The sequence below is a fragment of the Agarivorans aestuarii genome (assembly GCF_019670125.1).
GTDB lineage: Bacteria > Pseudomonadota > Gammaproteobacteria > Enterobacterales > Celerinatantimonadaceae > Agarivorans > Agarivorans aestuarii.
Genome location: NZ_AP023033.1, coordinates 707,674 through 726,115, shown reverse-complemented (window position 1 = coordinate 726,115; position 18,442 = coordinate 707,674). Strand labels below are relative to the sequence as shown.

The window sequence follows — 18,442 nt, the reverse complement described above, 5'->3', positions numbered from 1 at the left end:
GGTTTATTGCTCCAACTGTCGAATGCGATTAACAACAAAATCGCGAGAATTACTGGAAAGCTGCCCCATGAGCTCAGCTTGCTGATACGCAGCTAAGGCTTCTTGATAACTACCAAGCTTATCGTTGGCAATGGCGTAACCCAGCCACCAGCGGGCTCGCGAAGGTTCATGTTGCACTAATTTTTGATAGCTAGTTAAGGCCAGTTCTTGTTTGTCTAAGCGCTGGGCTAAACCCGCTAACATGGCGTAATAATCCACATTGCCGGTTATGCTAGGTTCGGCACTTTCTAAATAGTAAATAGCCTGAGGCAGGTTGTCTTGCTGCACAAAAATTCGCGCTAGCATCACCCTAAATGAGCCTCGCATTGGGCTTAGTTGTAAGCCTTCCTCAAGCAAGTCAACGGCAGCGCGCAATTCGCCACGACCAAACATAAGCGCGGCAAGTTGTTCTCGAACTTCATGCGCTTGATGATCAAGCTGCAAGGCTTTTTGGAACTCCTTGCGAGCTTCATCCGGTAGGTTTTTATCTAAAGCCTCAAAACCACGGCGAGTATATAAGGCAACTTGCTGCTCTCGGTTAAGCTTTAAGGGTTTAATCTCTAGTGTTGAGTCTTGCTCGGCTTGAGGCTTTTCTGGTTCTTTTGCTTTAGCCTCCACAGGCTTATTATTTAGCGCTGGTTTTATTTCAGCTTCGGCAATCACTTGAGTTGTCGCTTCCGCCGCAGCGGGTTCTGCTTTGGGCTCCCTTACAACTATTGCAGCTGTAGGCTGAACTACCTGTTTATTTGAGTCGGCTTCAAGCCCAGAGTATTCGGCGGAATTAGCTTCTTCGCTAACTAAAGCCTGCGGTGTAGCAGTCTGGTTAATTGGCTCGGCCAGTTCTACATCAATGGCTTCGGCCACCGCTTGTAACTGTTCCGTTTCCGGTGAAACAGCCAATGGATTAGCATTTTGAGTTGTTTCGGCAACCACTTCTACATCACTGCCTACTTCAATATTCTTAAAATAGCGCAGTGCTAACCAAGCCGAAATGGCTAAAGCAATTAATACCAAGGCCATTAGTATATAGGCTCTGGCACTTTTGCCGCTGTCTTCCACTAAGGGAGACATGCTTTGCGGATTGCTATTTTGCCGCTTGTCCAAATCTTTAAGCATCTGGTTAATTACGCTCATAGTGACAAGCTCCACCATGCGGCTGCGGCCACTGCGACACAAGCACTTACAGCGAGAACGAACCAACTAGTTTGGCTTTGTGGCCTTACTGCATCTTCTGTATCAGCCACTGCTTGCTTGACCATCTTCACACTAACCTGTTGAGCGCCCTGACCATAACAAAGCATTAATACTTTGTGGGCGAGTATGTTAATTAAACGAGGGACCCCGCGGCTAGCGCGAGTGAGCATTTTTAAGGAAGCAGCAGTAAACAATGGGCCGCCTCTGTAACCGCTTAAGTGCAAACGATGCTGAATATAACTGGCTACTTCATCTTTTTCTAAAGCGCGCAGGCGATAGGAAAAAGTAATGCGCTGACGTAGTTGCCTGAGCTGCTGAGTGGCCAAACGCTCATCCAGTTCAGGTTGGCCAAATAACACCACATGCAATAACTTGCGTTGCTCGGTTTCTAAATTCCCCAACAGTCGAATCACCTCTAGGGCTTCATCACTTAAGGCTTGCGCTTCATCAATAAGCAGCACTACTGGGCGCTGCTGAGTAGCTAGCTCAATTAAGTGATGATGAATGCTTTCTAATAAACTATGAGAAGAAGCACTAGCTTCGACTTGCAGACCGAGCTCGCTAGCTAAAGCTGCATGAATTTGCTCTGCCGACAAACAAGGATTTGGCAAATAAGCAAACTGGTAATCGTCGGCCATTTCATTAAGTAACTTACGGCATAACAGCGTTTTACCGGTGCCCACCTCGCCACTCACTTTGATGAAGCCTTCACCTGATTTAAGTGCCGTTTGCAAAACTTGAATCGCTTCATCATGAGGCAACAAGGCTTGATACAAGCCAGTATTTGGAGTTAAACCAAAAGGGGCTTGTGAGAGGCCAAAATGTTCGAGATATACCGCCACCAATGACCGCCTAGTTATCTTCTGGATACCAAGTGTTTAACAACTCTTGTGATTTTTGTAGCTCGTTTTGCCAGGTATCCTCTGTAACCACCGTTGGTTGAATCAAAATCACTAGCTCGGTTTTTTGATTAGATACGGCGCGGTTGGTAAACAGCTCACCTAAACCAGGAATAGAACCAATGAATGGTACTTTAGAGACTATTTCTTCCTGTTTAGAACTCATCAGGCCGCCAATCACCACCACATCGCCAGAGCTAGCTTTAATCACTGTGTCGGTTTCGCGAATGTCACTTTGCGCCAATGGCAAATCTAAACTGCCGGAATCACTACCGAAGCTGATAACTTTTCGCTGCTCTTTAACGTCGGTAACCGAGGGGTGAACGTGCAATAAAACTTCACCTTGGTCATTAATTTGCGGGGTAACATCTAGCGCAACCCCAGAGAAGAACGGCGTAAGCTCTACACTTGGATTGGTAACTGGGTTAGTACCCGTAATCGTGGTATTTGATACGTCGGTAACAAAATACTCGTCGGTGCCTACTTTTATCACCGCTTTTTGATTATTAGATGCGGTAATTCGCGGGCTAGACAGTACGTTCACATCGCCCTGAGTTTGCAGCAATTTTACCACCGCTTGAAAATTTCCGTCGGTGACGGTTAACGCACCGCCGCCGCCCAATACGCTACTAATCGCATCGCCTGGAATTTGCGACACACTGTTAAACAATACTTCGGTAGAACCAAATACATCACCGGCATTGGTCCAATCAATACCTTGTTGGTAACCGTCACTCAAGGTGACTTCAATAATCTTGGCCTCTAACACCACTTGGCGTTGCAGGTTTTTCTCTGACTTGCTTAAGAAGGTTTTAATTGTACGAATTTCGTCTGGAAAGGCGCGTACGGTAACTAAACCGGCTTGCGGGCTAACTACCACCATTCGTCCGTCGTTGGCGTAAGAAGTATCATTACCACGGTCACGACGCATGTTTATGCCAATCATGCCACGCAGAGTTTCTTCTAATTCATACCAAAAGCGAGTCTCGGTGGCGGATTCAATCTTAGTGCCGTTGAAACTGTCACTACGATTAGAGTTACGACTGCTATTGTTGTTATTGGAATAATTGTTCGACGAATTATTGCTTGAAGAATTATTCGAATTATTGTTACTTGAGCTATTGTTGTCGCTATCACTGCCAGTGATACCGCCAGAGTTAATCCGCGTGCGGGTATAACCGTAACGCTCTAACATTAGATAGTTTAATGGAATGGTTTCGATGCGCATGCCGGCTGGGTAAACATGCAAGATTTTACCGCGACGTTTAATGTCATAACCATACATATCAGCCACTACATCAATGGCTTCTTTAAGCGTTACTTCTTTAAGCTTTAAGGTAATTTGGCCTTCTACACCTGGGTGTAAAGCCACGCTAAGAGGTGAGCCTTTTACTAGGGCTGGGAAAAACGCTTTAGCATCTACATTACGAGCATTCACATCAAAGCGATGTTCAACTTGCAATAAGTTACCGGGTTGCAAAGCCAATTCTGGCATTAGCTCCGCTTCAACTTCTGCAGGAAGCTCTGGAGCACTGATGGCATTGTTCGTTGGCACCTGCGCCTCGGAAATTGCTTGCTTAGCTTCTACAGGGTCGGGGCGATTGGTGCTTTGACAAGCACCCACCAATACCACCATACAAGCTATAAAAATCCGTTTGATATACATGTATTACTGCCCCTGCACAGTGACGCGTTTTACCGACACCTTGTCCAATTTAATTTTATATTGCTTACCCGCTCGGGCTAACACCACATAATCTTGGTGAAGCCGACTTAAAGTAAAGCCGGAAATATTTTGATTTACTGCCACAAAGCGTTGATTAAGAATAGCGCCTGGTTGCTCACCACCTACAATAATGGCCTGTAAACTCGGTAAAGCTGCTCGCTTAGTGGTGCTAGTTTGCTTCCTGCTATTTGGTGGTGCGGTTGGATCGCTCAAGGTACTAGCGTAACCATGACTAACGATGAGCAAACACCCCAGCAGTACCAAACAAAGAGATTTAACCACTGATAAAGTCCTTATTGGTGCTTAAGGTGTATATGTCGATAGTGATATCAGCCTTTGGATACTCGTCTACTTGATAATCAATTAATTGCCACAAAAATCGCTGCGGAAGATCTTCAACAACCTGCAAATACTTTAATAGTGGAAAATAGCCACCACTGAGTTTTAAGCGGATCCCATGACGATAGAAATTCAAACTATCGGGATTACTTTCTTCACTGCTTAATACCGGCTTTGGTGCTAAAGAGTCCATAGCCACTAATACTAAGCCAGGACTTTTTTGTAATAACTGCTCGAGTACTTCTGCCATTTGCTCAACAGGAATTAGGCCCGCTTGCTGCTGCTCTAAAGACTGATCGATTTGCGCCAATTGCGTTTTTAACTGTTTTAACTGTCGGCTGATATCTTGGTTAGGATCTTCGCGTAACTTATTCTTACTAAATTCAATGAGGTTTATATTGTTATTGTACTTGGCGGTGGCTTGAACCAGCTCTTTTTCGGCTCGCTCTTGCTTTAAGCTTGCAGGCTCAATCCACAGGTAATAGCTAGGAAGCACAACTACCACCAACCCTGTAATCAGAATAAGAACCCTTTCACGCAGGCTTAAGGCGGCAAAACGTAGCTGCCATTGTTGCCATTGCTCACTCATTGGCACCTCCTAGCATAAGCTCGTTATGACTAGAGCCGCTTAAACTGAAGTGCAATTGTTGTTGCTCATCGCGATAAATTTTTAAACCGGCAAACTGCTGCTGTGACAAATCAGGATAATATTTAAATTGCTTGAGCCATTTGGGCACCGCATCGCTACTAGTCGATTGACCAGCCAAAGCCATTTTACCTCGCTGAATACTAATTTGGGTTAGCCAAATCTGCTGGTCTTGAATAGATGCCAAGGCCGATAAAGAGGAAGAGAAGCCGTTGTTCGCATAACTTTGACCTTGCAAGCGTTGCTCAAGCAAGCGTTTTAGTTTCAGTTCCTGTTCAGCTAAAGCTAATTGTTGTTGCAGTTTTGGATCTACTGCTCGTTGCTCTATTGCAGCTTTTAGCTGAGCAAGCTGCTGCTCTTGCGAGCTAACTAGTTTACGTTGAGCGGCAGCTTCAACCACGGCGGAACGTGTTTGTTTCTGTTGCCAAAAACCCCAAGCTAAGGCAATTACTCCAACCAATAACCACAGTCCTGCGGCTTGCCTTAAGGAGCCACGCTCTGGTTTGGGTCTGAATTCTTCGGTATAGAGGTTAATTCGCGTTTTCACGACAGCACCCCTTCTTGTAAGCCAGCAAGTGCAGGAATTTTGTAATATTGGTCGCTAGACTCTATCGCCGACATATCCAATAAGGCTACGTTGGGTGTCAGATTTTGCTGCAACTGTTGGGCAATTTCATCGCAAAAGCGACTAGGAATGGCTAATTGAATATGGCTTACATCAGGCAGTTTCAAAGTGGCACTAATGTAGTCGATAGAACGTTGTAGCTCTAAACTTAAACTGTCGAAGAAAGTTTGAGTAAATTCAATCTCCTGCATTTTGCCTAAACCAGAAAATGCCCGTAGTTGCCGAGAAAAACACACTTGCCCTTGGCGCACCACTATCAGCTCTAAATCTCCAGCTTTTGGTTGCCACAACAGCATTTGGCAACGGTCGTTGTTTTCTAACAGGTTAACTGCAGCCAACGTTTCGATGGTAATGCCTTCAAGCTGAATATCTTGCTGCTGAGCTAATTGCACTAGCTGCTGGATAATCTGTTTACGCACACAAACAACATTCAGTTTTTCACTGGCCATGGGTGTGGTGGGGGCTTGGTAGTAATCGATAGCTAAATCGGGGATTTGTTCGGCGACCATATCTTTGATGGTCCAAGGCACTGCGCCAGCTAGCTCTTCATCAGGAACGTTGGGCTTTTCTACCTGAAACTGCTGGTAGTGCTGGCTACCCAATACAAACACAATTTGATGGTCACTTGATAACTTCGCTTCTTTACATAAACCAGCAAAGGCTGCGGGCCATTGTTCAATAGAATCAATAGCTTGCTCAAAGATTTGTTCATTTTGATTAGCTAACACCAAAAAGTCAGGGCGCAAATAAGCACTACAACGAGTTTTTGCGGTTTTCCTACGCCAAAACGCTAAGCCCATCCAATCATTATCCTTTGATGATATCCATGTCAAACACTAGTCACCTAGTCTAAACTTTTCTTTTATTTTTTAAAGCATTGGCCGACAAATATGTGCTAATTCTCAAGATAAAAAGCGGTATATCCAGTAACTGTAGATTAGCTATACAATTACCACACCTCTACATCAAATAAACATCAGCGAAGTGTGAGTTAAATAGGCTCGGGTTTACTAAACAAAAAGCCTTGCGCATGATGCACGCCTAAGCGCTGTAACACTCGCCATTCTTCATTACGCTCAACGCCCACTGCCATCACTTGCACCCGACCAGCGCAACTGGCTACCAATGAGCTCACTGCTAACTGGTTAACTTGGCGCACTTGAATATCTCTCACCAAGCTAGTGTGCAGCTTTAAGTATTCCAACTTAAGCTCGCTAATGTATTGAGTACTAACAACGCGCTGACCTGCGCGCTCTACAGCCAGCTTAATACCTTTTTTGTTTAAGGCTTTTAGGCGGAGCATTTCAGTATCGTTGAGTTGCGATAGCTGGGTTTCAGGAAACTCCAGTACTAGCTTTTGGCATTCTTTAAAAGGAACAGAGAATACCCATTGCAGTAAATCACGCATCACCGACTGCTTAATCACTGTCGCTATGTTTAAGTTAATGCTAATAGGCTGGCGGGAGTATTTAACCTGTTGCATAGCAAATTTTAAAGCATGTTGATCAAAGTCTGCCTGCAAGCCGCTTTTCTCTGCCCAAGGCAAAAATACACCAGCGTTAATCACTTCACCTTGGTAGTCGGTGATACGGGCCAATAACTCCTTGTAGCAAACTCGGCGGTCTTCGTCGAAAACTTCCTGTTGATAGTAATGCAGAGCATCGTTACTAAGAACGTGCTGTAATAAAGTACGCCAGCGAACCGAGCCTTTACCGGTTTGGGTTGAACTGAGCTCTCGTGGAATTGCATACCAACCATTGTGGCGCTGCATCTGCGCAACTCTTAAGGCATCTTCAGCCTGCTCTATAACCAGCTGTGCATTATCACCATACTCATAACCAGCAATACCGATGTAGAAGAAATCATCGGCCTCGGCCACTTCAGGCAAAGGAATTCGCTCAAGTAATTTGAGGATCCCCGCTGCGGTATCCTCTGCTTCATCCAAGGTCGATAGCGGCATTAGCAAAGCAAAAGCATCACCACTATAGCGTGCCAGATTCACATCAATATTACGGCGAGTATATTGCTTTAAGGCGTCGGAGCTCTGCTGCAAAATTGCATCGCCTTCGTTACGTGCATATTGGTAGTTAACATCGTCCATTCCGCGCAAGTACACCAACAGTACAGCACCGGTGTGCGCATCTGCATCGCCAATCTCAGCTTCCAACTGATTTAAAAAGTGAGTGCGATTAGATAGCTGGGTAAGCTCATCCACAAAGGCATTATTACGGATGATACAGTCAAAACGACTGCGCTCTTGGCGAGCTTCAATAAGTTGAGTGATTAACTGCTCAATCGCTTTACTGGCGGCATTGGGCCACTCTTTAGGGCTGCCTTGCTGCACATCGCGCAGGCGGCCAGCAAGAATTTTATTACCGCGAGTCTGCAGTAATTCAGCACCATACATGATGCTTTTTAGCCAGCGAAATACTGCTATTAGCCCTAGCGCCACGATCAGCACACCACCACCAATACCGAGCATCGCTTCAGGTTCATAGGTGAGCTGTTTAAAGGGTCTTTCTACCCAAATTTGAATGAAAAAATCAGGATGAGCCGCTAATGGATAACGATAAGGAATCAGGTTTTTGCTGCTGCCGGTGTAATTAAGCTCACGAAAGGTATAAATAACCCCTCCGCGATTAGAGACTTCCAGCACTTGGATATTGTGTGCGCGTAACCAGCTGGGTAGCCATTGGGCAAATTCTGGCGTTTCCGGTTGAACACTTAACTGACCATCGATCACTTCGACTACTGAGCGCAATTGATGTTGCTGCTGATTAAATGCCAACTGACGGAAGGTAAGCGCGCCCCCAAGCAATACCAATAGCACTGCTACCACTACGCAGCTAATGGTAAATACTATGATCCGACTGGAAAATTTCATTAAGGGTGTTCCTCACCTTCAAGCTCTTAGTCTCACCATCCTTTGGTATGACCATTGCTTGAGTATATCAGTAAATTGCAAATAGCTTGGTAATCACAAACAAAAAGACCAGCCGAGGCTGGTCTTTAGCTCAAAAGTGACCAGATATTAGGGTCGTAGCATTCTCTCGCCACGGCTCATGCCACATACACCACTACGTACAACTTCTAAAATTTCAGTTGATTGAGATAGTGTCTTTAAGCAGGCATCTAACTTCGCGCTGTCACCACTTAACTGCATCACATACATGCTTGGTGTAACGTCGACAATTTGACCGCGGAAGATGTCACAAGTTCGCATCACTTCTTCACGGGTAGAACCCGCTGCACGCACTTTAACCAACATAATTTCACGCTCTACATGCTCAGCCTCGGTGAGTTCAGACACTTTTAACACGTCGACTAGCTTGTTCAGCTGTTTAGTAATTTGCTCGATGGTGTTTTCATCACCAAAGGTACAAATAGTCATACGTGACAAGGTTGGGTCTTCCGTGGTTGATACAGTTAGTGAATCAATGTTGAAACCACGCTGTGAAAACAATCCGGTAACGCGAGACAAAGCGCCGGCTTCGTTTTCTAATAATACTGAAATAATTCGGCGCATTATGTTCTCTCCGTTTTGCTTAACCACATATCTTTCATTGACTCGGTTTTAATCTGCATTGGGTAAACATGCTCTTCAGGATCAACCATGATATCCATAAATACCACGCGATCTTTCATCGAGAAGGCTTTCTCCATGGCTTCATCTAACTCATCAGGATGATTAACTTGCATACCAACATGGCCATAGGCCTCTGCCAGTTTCACAAAGTCAGGCACCGAATCCATATAAGAGTGTGATTGACGTCCATCGTAGAACATTTTCTGCCACTGCTTAACCATGCCCAGCGAGCGGTTGTTTAGCGACACTATCACTACCGGAACGTTGTATTGCAAACAAGTGGAAAGCTCTTGAATGTTCATTTGAATCGAGCCATCACCGGTTACACAAGCAACGGTTGCGTCTGGGTAGGCAAACTTCACCCCCATAGCAGCAGGGAAGCCAAAGCCCATGGTGCCTAGACCACCAGAGTTGATCCAGCGACGAGGCTTATCAAAGGGGTAATACAAGGCAGCAAACATTTGGTGCTGACCTACATCAGAGGTTACGTAAGCATCACCTTTGGTGGCGCGATACATCGATTCGATAACCTGCTGAGGTTTAATTAAGGTATCGCTTTTGGCGTAGTTTAAACACTTACGGCTGCGCCATTCTTCAACTTGTGCCCACCAGTCTTTTAAACTATCGGCATTGCTTTTAGCACCAGTTTCTTTAATGCATTCGAGCATTTGATCGAGAACCGAATCTACCGAACCTACAATGGGAATGTCTGCGCGAATCGTTTTCGAAATAGACGTTGGGTCGATATCGATATGTAGAATGGTGGCATTTGGGCAGAACTTTTTCACGTTGTTGGTTACGCGGTCATCAAAACGCGCGCCTACCGCAAAAATAACGTCTGCATTGTGCATCGACATGTTTGCTTCGTAAGTACCATGCATACCCAACATGCCCACAAAGCGGGAGTCTGTAGATGGGAACGCCCCTAAACCCATTAGGGTTGAGGTAACCGGCATGTTGAATATTTCTACTAGCTTGCTAATTTGCTCGCCAGCTTCGGCCATAATTGCGCCACCACCAATGTATAACACCGGTTTTTCGGCTTCGGCCAAGGCTTTAACGGCTTTCTTAATCTGCCCTTTGTGACCGGTTAGCGTTGGGTTGTAAGAACGCATGCTAACTGACTTAGGGTATTCATAAGGGAACTTAAGCAGAGGATTTTGAACATCTTTAGGCAAGTCGATAACAACCGGACCAGGACGACCAGTAGATGCTATGTAATAAGCTTTTTTAATGGCCGCTGGGATTTCTTCGGCCTTTTTAACTAAAAAGCTATGTTTTACTACGGGGCGCGAAACGCCGATCATGTCGGTTTCTTGGAAAGCGTCTTGGCCAATCAAGCCAGTGGGCACCTGACCCGATAGCACTACCAATGGAACTGAATCCATATAAGCTGTAGCAATACCAGTAATGGTATTTGTAGCGCCAGGTCCTGAGGTAACAAGTACTGTTCCTACTTCGCCAGTTGCTCGTGCATAACCATCGGCCATGTGCACAGCAGCTTGCTCGTGCCTAACCAATACATGCTCGATATCGCTACTATCAAACAGGGCATCGTATACATCTAATACTGAGCCACCAGGGTAGCCAAAAATGTGTTTAACACCTTGATCTTGCAAACAGCGGACGACCATTTCGGCGCCGGATAACTTCTCCATGTTCAAGCCTCCAGGCTTAATTTATTGTAATTGTGGGGATAACTCTATTATGTTGCGGGAAATGGGACTTAATATCCTGTCTTCCAAGGCTAGCACTTTAACGTTTCTTGCCCCCCAGCGTCTACGCTTTTGTCTTCTCTTTCTATTCTTTTAAGCAGCTAATCATATAAAACTGCTCAAGCTTCTGGCAGCCACATAAGAGCTATCTTCTAAGCAAGACACAAAAAACCGGATGATAAACAAGTTAACACCCGGTGATTCAGCACTACCATAAAGCACTTAACTACTTAATAGTATCATGCTCTTCTGTTAGCCAAATTTGCTGCTCAGGATCCGAATCTTCGCTCAGGGAGATACTTACTCCCATGTCGTACAGTTCTTCTATGGTCATGTTGTTTGCTAACTCCATCACCTCACCGTCTTCATTAGTAAAACGCATGCTCCCTCCTAATCGTTTACCCAGACACTTTTATTTTAGTCAAGGATTCTGCACTTACCGTGCTGTCGCTCAAGATATTGGCCATTAGTAACTGGCTAGCAGCCGGATAACTCACTTGTTTCCACATAGCTCGAGCCATAAGGTCTAAATCTTGCCAAGTATTGTTTTGAATATGCTCTGCCAGCATTTCGGCCACATTTGGGTAATACACTGGCTCGCTCTGGTCTAGCTGTAGCCACGAATCTAGTATATAAGGCTCTAAGCTTTCGGCAATACGCGCTAAACCGAGGCTTTGCAGAGTATAGGCATTGGTGACTTGCTCAAACTGGCCAAACAGTGGCTTCACCAACAGCTTCTTACCCGCCGCCATGGCTTCTGAAGGTAATTCAAAACCAGCGTTACAAAACACCCCAGCACAGCTGCGCAGGTTCTCTAGAAAATTTTCTCGATGAATGGGCTGCAATTCCAAGTTTTCATCACTGGCAGCTTGCTTGATTTCTGGATGAAAACAGACAAATTGGTAGCCGGTAAAACGGGTTAACAAGGGGCGAATTTGCTCAAGAGACTCAAAAGGCAAATACACCAAAATTTTGCCGTTGTTGCTCAGCCCATCCAGCTTTTCTACTAGGGGCGGCACAATCGTTTGCTTAAAATCGCACCAGTGAACACCTAGGTTATATTCGCATGGTGCAAAATTGCGCACTAATAATCGATTCCACAGGCCCATCTCTTTAGTGGGAATATCGTGAAGAAACGCTGCTTGGTGGGAGATAGAGATACTGGTTAAACCCTGCTTTTTAGCCGCCCAAGCACTCACTGGCTCAAAATCATTAATTAGTAGGTCGTAGCCAGACAAATCGAGCTCGGCAATATCTTTGTGAAACTGCTTTAAAGAAAGATCCTTAAAGGTAGCCCATTTATCTACTTTGCCGCCCTGGTGATGAAAACTAATCCCCTTAAGGCTTTTGTATTCTCCAAACTCTTCCACTTTAGGCGCTTTACCAACCCGTCCAGACATTAATACATCTACGTCGACGCCTTGTTTTTTTAAAGCACTACATAGCAAACGAGCCCGCGTAATATGGCCGTTTCCAGTTCCTTGTACACCATAAAGAATTCGCATTATTCGGCTTACCTAATTTATACCGTAAACAATTAACAAACCTAAGCTGGCACCTGCGATAACATCGCTAATAAAGTGCACACCAAGCAATACCCGAGAGCAGGCCACTAAGCTGGCCCAAGTAAAGGCAAGGCCCGCCCAAGACGGAAATATTTGAGCCACGCAGCCAGCCATAACAAAGGCGCCAGCACTATGGCCGGAGGGAAAACTAAATCGGTCGGAAGGGCGAATAAATACCGGCAAAGCTTGTGGGCGGTCGCGTCGAAATATTTGCTTAAGCAGCAAATAACACATTAGTTCAATAACAAATGCAGGTAAGGCGAGACTCCAAAAGGCGCCGGCATATGAAGTGAAGGCTATAATGCCACCAAACAAGGCATAGTAATAACCATCACCGGAATGCGATACTACTCTGGCTAGGCGGGCCACCTGTGCATTAAAGCGGTGCCCCAAACAGGTTGCGGAGATTGCATAATCCCACTGGCTCAATCGTTGTAACATACCAAGCTCCTTCTCGTGCTTTTCCACAGACTGGATAAAATGCTTTACCGAGAAATGAAAGTAATTTTACAAATCCATGACAAAGACCAGCTTGGTGACAAATAACACAACTAGAACTAGGTGTTTTCACTGCAGAAATAAAATAGGACGGAGCCTAATATAAGGCTAGATTGCGAGGTTTATAGACTCAGCGCGCAGAAAAAAGTGCTTCTCCTTGAATAACTAGGCTCGCTTCAGCCGGCGGCGTATTGGCATACCTAAGCATAGTTACAGCCAATTGTTCAGCCTCAATACCACGCCAGCGCCGCAAAGGTGACAAGCTGGCAGAGAATACAGGTTGCATCGCGGCCACCACCTGCTCAGAAAAGCGCACCTGTTTGCGCTCTCCTAATAATGGCCCGGGGCGAAACACCATTAAGTGTTTAAAGCCAAGGAAAGTTAGCTGATGTTCTAACTGCCCTTTTATGCGCAAGTAATGGGAAGGAGACTTGGCATTAGCGAACAAAGAGGAGATAAGTAAACAATCTTCAACTTGATTGCGCCTAGCATAGTTAGCGAAACGTAGCGGCAGATCTAAATCAATCGCCCGCATAGCCGCTTTACTGCCTGCTTGGCTGAGTGTGGTACCAATGCAGATAAACAAGCTGCGGCCTTGAATCAGCTGCTGCCAGTCCTCTATGTTGGCAAAATCAACAATATGTTCTTCCAACTTAGCGGCCTGCAAACCAGAGTGTTTACGGCCAAATACCCGCACTTTATCCCAGCTTTCATCTGCTAAAAGTTGCTCTAACAAGGCACTTCCCACTAAGCCAGTAGCACCAATTACAACGGCCGTTTTGGTCAATATTCATATCCTCATTTATGGTTTATTTTTAGTACTGCATTTGCTGTTAGCCAGTTTGCCGAGAGCTTGTTAAACTAGCCGAAAACTTGTGCACAGTAAGGCCTAAAATAATAATACCAATCACACTAAGTAAGTGACCAGAACTAGCGCAGGAAAAACACTCGAGAATAAGGCGGGATTTTTAGATAAGTAGTTATTCTACAATCAAAAATTCTAAGACAGTTGTCGAGTGTTTTAACCAAATAGAATGATCAGTTATTTAGTACCCTTGGTATAATAAGCCTAATCGTAAACTTGTGCAGTGAAGCAAACACAAATAACAATAGACAAGGATTAATGAATGTCTGACCTAGTCAAGATTTTTGATACCACCCTACGTGACGGTGAACAAGCACTAGCAGCCAGCTTAACAGTAAAAGAAAAGCTGCAAATTGCCTTTGCCTTAGAGCGCTTAGGTGTAGACATCATGGAAGTGGGTTTCCCTATTTCGTCACCTGGTGATTTTGACTCGGTGCAAACCATCGCTCGAGAAATCAAAGACTCGACGGTTTGTGCGCTATCGCGCGCCTTGCCCAAAGATATTGACGTAGCAGCCGAAGCCTTAAAAGTAGCTGATGCTTTTCGCATTCATACCTTTATTTCCACCTCAACCGTACACGTTGAAAGCAAGCTAAAGCGCAGCTTTGATGACGTACTTGAGATGGCGGTAAATGCGGTAAAACACGCACGCAATTACACCAATGACGTTGAATTTTCTTGTGAAGATGCCGGTCGAACCCCAATTGATAACTTGTGTCGCATGGTTGAAGCGGCAATTAAAGCCGGTGCAACTACCGTAAATATTCCAGATACCGTGGGCTATACCGTGCCTAGTGAATTTGGTGGCATTATCTCAACCCTATTCAACCGAGTACCGAATATTGACCAAGCAGTAATATCGGTTCATTGCCACGACGACTTAGGTTTGTCTGTAGCTAACTCTATCTCGGCAGTGCAACAGGGCGCGCGCCAAATTGAATGTACTCTAAACGGTATTGGTGAGCGCGCAGGCAACTGTTCACTAGAAGAAGTGGCGATGATCATTAATACTCGCAAAGACCAGCTTGGTGGTTTAACAACTAATGTTAAATCGCAAGAAATTTACCGCGCTAGCCAACTAGTAAGCCACTTGTGTAATATGCCGGTGCAAGCAAACAAAGCCATTGTGGGCAGTAACGCCTTTTCTCATTCTTCAGGTATTCACCAAGATGGCATGCTGAAGAACGAAAATACCTACGAGATTATGACGCCCGAGAGTATTGGTTTAAATAAAAACAGCTTAAACCTTACCTCACGTTCAGGTCGCCACGTGATCAAGCACCGTATGCAAGAGCTAGGTTATAGCGAAGATGACTACAAGTTAGATGAGTTATACGACAGTTTCCTAGAGTTGGCCGACCGCAAAGGGCAAGTATTTGATTACGACCTTGAAGCACTGGTGTTCTTTAATAACTTACAGGATGAGTCAGAGCATTACCGTTTAGAATACTTAAGCGCACAAAGCGGCTCAGATGTTGTTTCCACCGCCACAGTTAAACTAATAGCTGGCGAGGACACTATACTAGAAGCCTCTACCGGCAACGGTCCTATTGATGCCGCTTATCGTTGTTTACGAAAAATTACCGGTTACGATATCAAGATTGATGATTACACCATCGAGGCAGCGGGTGGCGGCACCGCTACCGCCGAGAAAACCGATATTAAAGACGCTCTAGGTAAAGCCGATATTGTGGCCAATTACCAGGGCCGTAAATACCACGGTATGGGTTTGGCAACCGACATTGTTGAAGCATCAGCCAAAGCTTTTGTTCACGTGCTTAATCATATTCATCGCGCTGAGCAAGTAGCCAAACAAAAGCAATCTAAATTAGGCTAGCGTGTAAACAACCGGAGTCATCATGAAAAGATTTTTATTGTGCTTTATCATGATCTCCGGTTGCCTTTCATTATCCGCCCAAGCGGAACAACTTCGATTTGAAAGAAATGCCGGAAACTACAATTACCTATGGAAAGACTCCCAAAGCAATACTCGGGCGCTTAGCTTTAGCCTATTAAACTACCCACATAAACTCACCAAATTTACCCAATATCGCCCAGAGCAAGCTCAGCAATATGTACTAACTAAGCTCAAGCCTAACTTGAGAAAAATAGACCCGAAGCAAGCTAAAGTGAGCTTCAATACTCAACATGGTCAGCTGAGTTATCAACTGCAAGGAAATGATCAAGCGTTTATTCAAGAGCTATCAGAAAAGCTCAGTAAAGAAGTGGAACAGCATTACCAAGACTACCTAACTAAACACTATTTTATAGAAAAACAAGCAGCCGATGGTGCGATGGGAATAATGCCAGACCATAACAGGCTTGCCCAAGAAAGTGCTGAGTACTTGTTTAGCTGGCTTAATAACAGTTTGGATCAACTCGAAGGCCAAGCCAAACAACGGGAAGTAAGCAACTACCTATTAAGTTTCGTTCAATCCATCCCTTACAGTGAACTACGTTCGAGAGATCGTTTGCGGGGAGCGGGCTTTCTCACCCCTATTCAAGTAATTAGAAATAACGTCGGCGACTGTGACAGCAAAACAACTTTGCTAGCTAGCGCCTTGAAGACTCTCTATCCACGCTTAGATGTTGCCATTATATATGTGCCTAATCATGCTCTACTTGCAGTAAGCATAGCACCACAAGCGGGTGATGAAACGGTAACGATAAAAGCAAAGCAGTATGTATTGCTAGAACCAACCGGGCCGGCCTTGTTCGAGCTAGGAAAGGTGGCAAAAGAAAGTGCCCAGTACATTCATTCAGGTCTATATACCTATCAACAAATGGACTGGGTTCCACCAGAATTTAAGAGAGAGAAGTAAACTCTACCGCGTAGTCTATTTCACCATCTCCAGCACTACGAACAACTTTACCTTTGGCGCTAAAAGGCGCAACACCTTCACCACTCAAAGCTACTTCAACTTCATCGCCAATAGCGAGCTTTACATCTTTAACACTAATGCCCATACCTGTTGCGCTTAAGTCTTTGCATAAACCAGCATAGCGTTGTTGACCAACCACAATTCGCAGCTCTGCATCAATTAGCATGCGATGAAATGCACGCTTGTTTGCTTCTCCAATCATGTTCTACCTTCTATAGTTTTTCTTCTGCAAACGAGGCCAAACGGCTCCTTACCACCCCATTTAAATACACATTTGCACTGCCATCAAAATCTTTAAAACGCTCTACTATATAAGTTAAGCCAGAGGTAACGGCCGACAAGTAATTACTGTCGATTTGCGCTAAGTTACCACAGCATACCAATTTGGTTCCTTCGCCGCAGCGAGTAATAATGGTTTTAAGCTGGGAAGCTGTTAAATTTTGACATTCATCTAAAAACACAAATGCGTTCTGTATACTGCGTCCACGCATAAAGTTTACCGATTTAAACTGTATATTGGCTTTTTCCATTATGTAATTCATAGAGCCAGACATCGATTCATCGTGTTTATGTAACACTTCTAGAGTATCGGTAATAGCGGCCAACCAAGGGGCCATTTTCTCTTCTTCAGTTCCCGGTAAAAAACCAATAGATTCAGCAATTTCAGGCGTATTTCTAGTGACAATAATCTTGTCATAGATGCCTTTTTCTACCACCATCTCTAGTGCTGCTGCCATAGCAAGTAAGGTTTTACCACAACCAGCCGGGCCAGTAAGAATGACCAAGTCAATATTAGGGTCAAGTAAGGCATCAAAGGCCATGCCCTGATAGATGTTTTTAGGGTGAACTCCCCAAGCATGTTTCGCCATCAAGCGCTCATAACCTAAGTCGAGCAACTCTACATTTTGCTCGTCCTTTTTTACCACTCGGGCCGCAAAGCTTTCGGTGTCATCGATAATGTATTGATTCACATAACAAGGACCGAGGATTTCGGCATCAATAACATGGTGCGTATCACGACCTTCAGAGCTACTCTCACACTCTTTTACTCTGCCCCAAAAGCTGCCTTCTAACTCAGTAAAGCCTTTTGCTAGCAAACGAATATCATCAACTAGCTGATCTGTACGGTAATCTTCAACACGTTCTAAGCCTGCTCCTTTAGCTTTCAGTCGCATATTAATGTCTTTGGTAACCAACACGACCTGACGAGACTTATGCTTGTTTTGTAAATAGAGCGCTGCATTAATGATCCGATTGTCCGGTTCGTCAGCCGTAAAATTTTGTTGGTCCTTTTCCAATGTATGGTCAGCGAAAATTGATAACTTACCACTCACTTGGTTATCAGCATCATTATTCAGCTCTACACCATTAACAATCTGCTCTGGTGAAGCTGAAGCAAATACGTCTTCCAATGAACGAATCGCGACTCGAGCATCCCTGCTAACGTCCTTTTGCCTATCTTTAATTCGGTCTAATTCTTCTAGGACAGTCATTGGAATAACGACGTCATGTTCTTGGAAAGAGTATATTGCGAGGGGTTCGTGCAGCAGCACGTTAGTGTCGAGAATGAACAGTTTACTTGGAGCGTTATTTTCCATATTTGCCCTCCATAGGCCAACAGGCGATGTGAGAAGTATTGCAAACGTTCAATCTCAGGCTAATTCATCCAGATAGGCTTTACAAACTTTTCCATACCTTTAACCATCCGAGTGCTGTTTTATTAATCAAATATAGAATTAAGGAAATTGGTTTAATGAAGAGATTTACCTGAAAGGAGGGCTATATGAGAATTGAGTTTAGAAATACTTCGCAAGCAATAAAAAAGCCCTCGTCGTATGACGAGGGCTTAGTATGAGAGCCTGG

The 18,442-nt window shown here is 44.7% G+C and carries 18 protein-coding genes; 2 read left to right on the top strand and 16 right to left on the bottom strand.

Going from position 1 to position 18,442, the window contains the following annotated elements; all coding sequences use genetic code 11:
- Nucleotides 1-3 precede the first annotated feature (3 nt).
- The 14 genes from K5609_RS03395 to K5609_RS03330 all read right to left on the bottom strand — a co-directional run bounded on the left by K5609_RS03395 (nucleotide 4) and on the right by K5609_RS03330 (nucleotide 13,619).
- Nucleotides 4-1,173, bottom strand: a complete 1,170-nt coding sequence (locus tag K5609_RS03395; RefSeq protein WP_221075957.1) for a tetratricopeptide repeat protein — start codon at nucleotides 1,171-1,173, stop codon at nucleotides 4-6.
- Nucleotides 1,170-2,075: an ExeA family protein gene (locus K5609_RS03390; RefSeq protein ID WP_221075956.1), complete on the bottom strand. Its 906-nt coding sequence runs from the start codon at nucleotides 2,073-2,075 to the stop codon at nucleotides 1,170-1,172. Before K5609_RS03390 ends, K5609_RS03395 begins: the two co-directional genes overlap by 4 nt.
- 10 nt (nucleotides 2,076-2,085) lie before the next feature.
- Nucleotides 2,086-3,798, bottom strand: coding sequence for a pilus (MSHA type) biogenesis protein MshL (gene mshL / locus K5609_RS03385; RefSeq protein ID WP_246611937.1), 1,713 nt, complete (start codon nucleotides 3,796-3,798; stop codon nucleotides 2,086-2,088).
- A gap of 3 nt (nucleotides 3,799-3,801) precedes the next feature.
- Nucleotides 3,802-4,140: a hypothetical protein gene (locus K5609_RS03380; RefSeq protein WP_221075955.1), complete on the bottom strand. Its 339-nt coding sequence runs from the start codon at nucleotides 4,138-4,140 to the stop codon at nucleotides 3,802-3,804.
- Nucleotides 4,133-4,786 carry a type II secretion system protein M gene (locus K5609_RS03375; RefSeq protein ID WP_221075954.1) on the bottom strand — a complete coding sequence of 218 codons (654 nt, stop codon included), beginning with the start codon at nucleotides 4,784-4,786 and terminating at the stop codon, nucleotides 4,133-4,135. The genes K5609_RS03380 and K5609_RS03375 overlap by 8 nt, the downstream gene beginning before the upstream one ends.
- A complete protein-coding gene (locus K5609_RS03370; protein WP_221075953.1) occupies nucleotides 4,779-5,390 on the bottom strand; it encodes a PilN domain-containing protein in 612 nt (203 codons plus the stop codon). The genes K5609_RS03375 and K5609_RS03370 overlap by 8 nt, the downstream gene beginning before the upstream one ends.
- Complete coding sequence (locus tag K5609_RS03365; protein WP_221075952.1) at nucleotides 5,387-6,268, bottom strand: hypothetical protein; 882 nt, start codon at nucleotides 6,266-6,268, stop codon at nucleotides 5,387-5,389. Before K5609_RS03365 ends, K5609_RS03370 begins: the two co-directional genes overlap by 4 nt.
- 191 nt (nucleotides 6,269-6,459) lie before the next feature.
- Complete coding sequence (locus K5609_RS03360) at nucleotides 6,460-8,352, bottom strand: EAL domain-containing protein (RefSeq protein ID WP_221075951.1); 1,893 nt, start codon at nucleotides 8,350-8,352, stop codon at nucleotides 6,460-6,462.
- Between the two features lie 147 nt (nucleotides 8,353-8,499).
- Nucleotides 8,500-8,994: an acetolactate synthase small subunit gene (gene ilvN, locus K5609_RS03355; RefSeq protein ID WP_016400709.1), complete on the bottom strand. Its 495-nt coding sequence runs from the start codon at nucleotides 8,992-8,994 to the stop codon at nucleotides 8,500-8,502.
- Nucleotides 8,994-10,712, bottom strand: coding sequence for an acetolactate synthase 3 large subunit (locus K5609_RS03350; RefSeq protein WP_221075950.1), 1,719 nt, complete (start codon nucleotides 10,710-10,712; stop codon nucleotides 8,994-8,996). The genes ilvN and K5609_RS03350 overlap by 1 nt, the downstream gene beginning before the upstream one ends.
- 283 nt (nucleotides 10,713-10,995) lie before the next feature.
- Nucleotides 10,996-11,151 (bottom strand): hypothetical protein, encoded by a 156-nt coding sequence (locus tag K5609_RS03345; RefSeq protein WP_221075949.1) that lies wholly within the window; start codon nucleotides 11,149-11,151, stop codon nucleotides 10,996-10,998.
- 16 nt (nucleotides 11,152-11,167) lie between these two features.
- On the bottom strand, nucleotides 11,168-12,274 hold the full coding sequence (locus tag K5609_RS03340) for an MJ1255/VC2487 family glycosyltransferase (protein ID WP_221075948.1): 1,107 nt from the start codon (nucleotides 12,272-12,274) through the stop codon (nucleotides 11,168-11,170).
- Between the two features lie 12 nt (nucleotides 12,275-12,286).
- Entirely contained in the window at nucleotides 12,287-12,775 is a 489-nt protein-coding gene (locus tag K5609_RS21810; protein WP_221075947.1) for a phosphatase PAP2 family protein, read from the bottom strand.
- A 187-nt stretch (nucleotides 12,776-12,962) separates the two neighbouring features.
- Entirely contained in the window at nucleotides 12,963-13,619 is a 657-nt protein-coding gene (locus tag K5609_RS03330) for an NAD(P)H-binding protein (protein ID WP_221075946.1), read from the bottom strand.
- Nucleotides 13,620-13,959: 340 nt separating this feature from the next.
- On the opposite strand from K5609_RS03330, the gene leuA reads away from it, so the two are divergent.
- On the top strand, nucleotides 13,960-15,534 hold the full coding sequence (leuA, locus tag K5609_RS03325) for a 2-isopropylmalate synthase (RefSeq protein WP_221075945.1): 1,575 nt from the start codon (nucleotides 13,960-13,962) through the stop codon (nucleotides 15,532-15,534).
- Nucleotides 15,535-15,556: 22 nt separating this feature from the next.
- Nucleotides 15,557-16,519, top strand: a complete 963-nt coding sequence (locus K5609_RS03320) for a hypothetical protein (protein ID WP_221075944.1) — start codon at nucleotides 15,557-15,559, stop codon at nucleotides 16,517-16,519.
- On the opposite strand, the gene K5609_RS03315 is transcribed toward K5609_RS03320, so the two are convergent.
- Together K5609_RS03315 and K5609_RS03310 are read right to left on the bottom strand one after the other, a co-directional pair.
- A complete protein-coding gene (locus K5609_RS03315; RefSeq protein WP_221075943.1) occupies nucleotides 16,503-16,781 on the bottom strand; it encodes a PilZ domain-containing protein in 279 nt (92 codons plus the stop codon). The genes K5609_RS03320 and K5609_RS03315 overlap by 17 nt on opposite strands.
- A gap of 10 nt (nucleotides 16,782-16,791) precedes the next feature.
- Nucleotides 16,792-18,177, bottom strand: a complete 1,386-nt coding sequence (locus K5609_RS03310; RefSeq protein WP_221075942.1) for a PhoH family protein — start codon at nucleotides 18,175-18,177, stop codon at nucleotides 16,792-16,794.
- Nucleotides 18,178-18,442 lie beyond the last annotated feature (265 nt).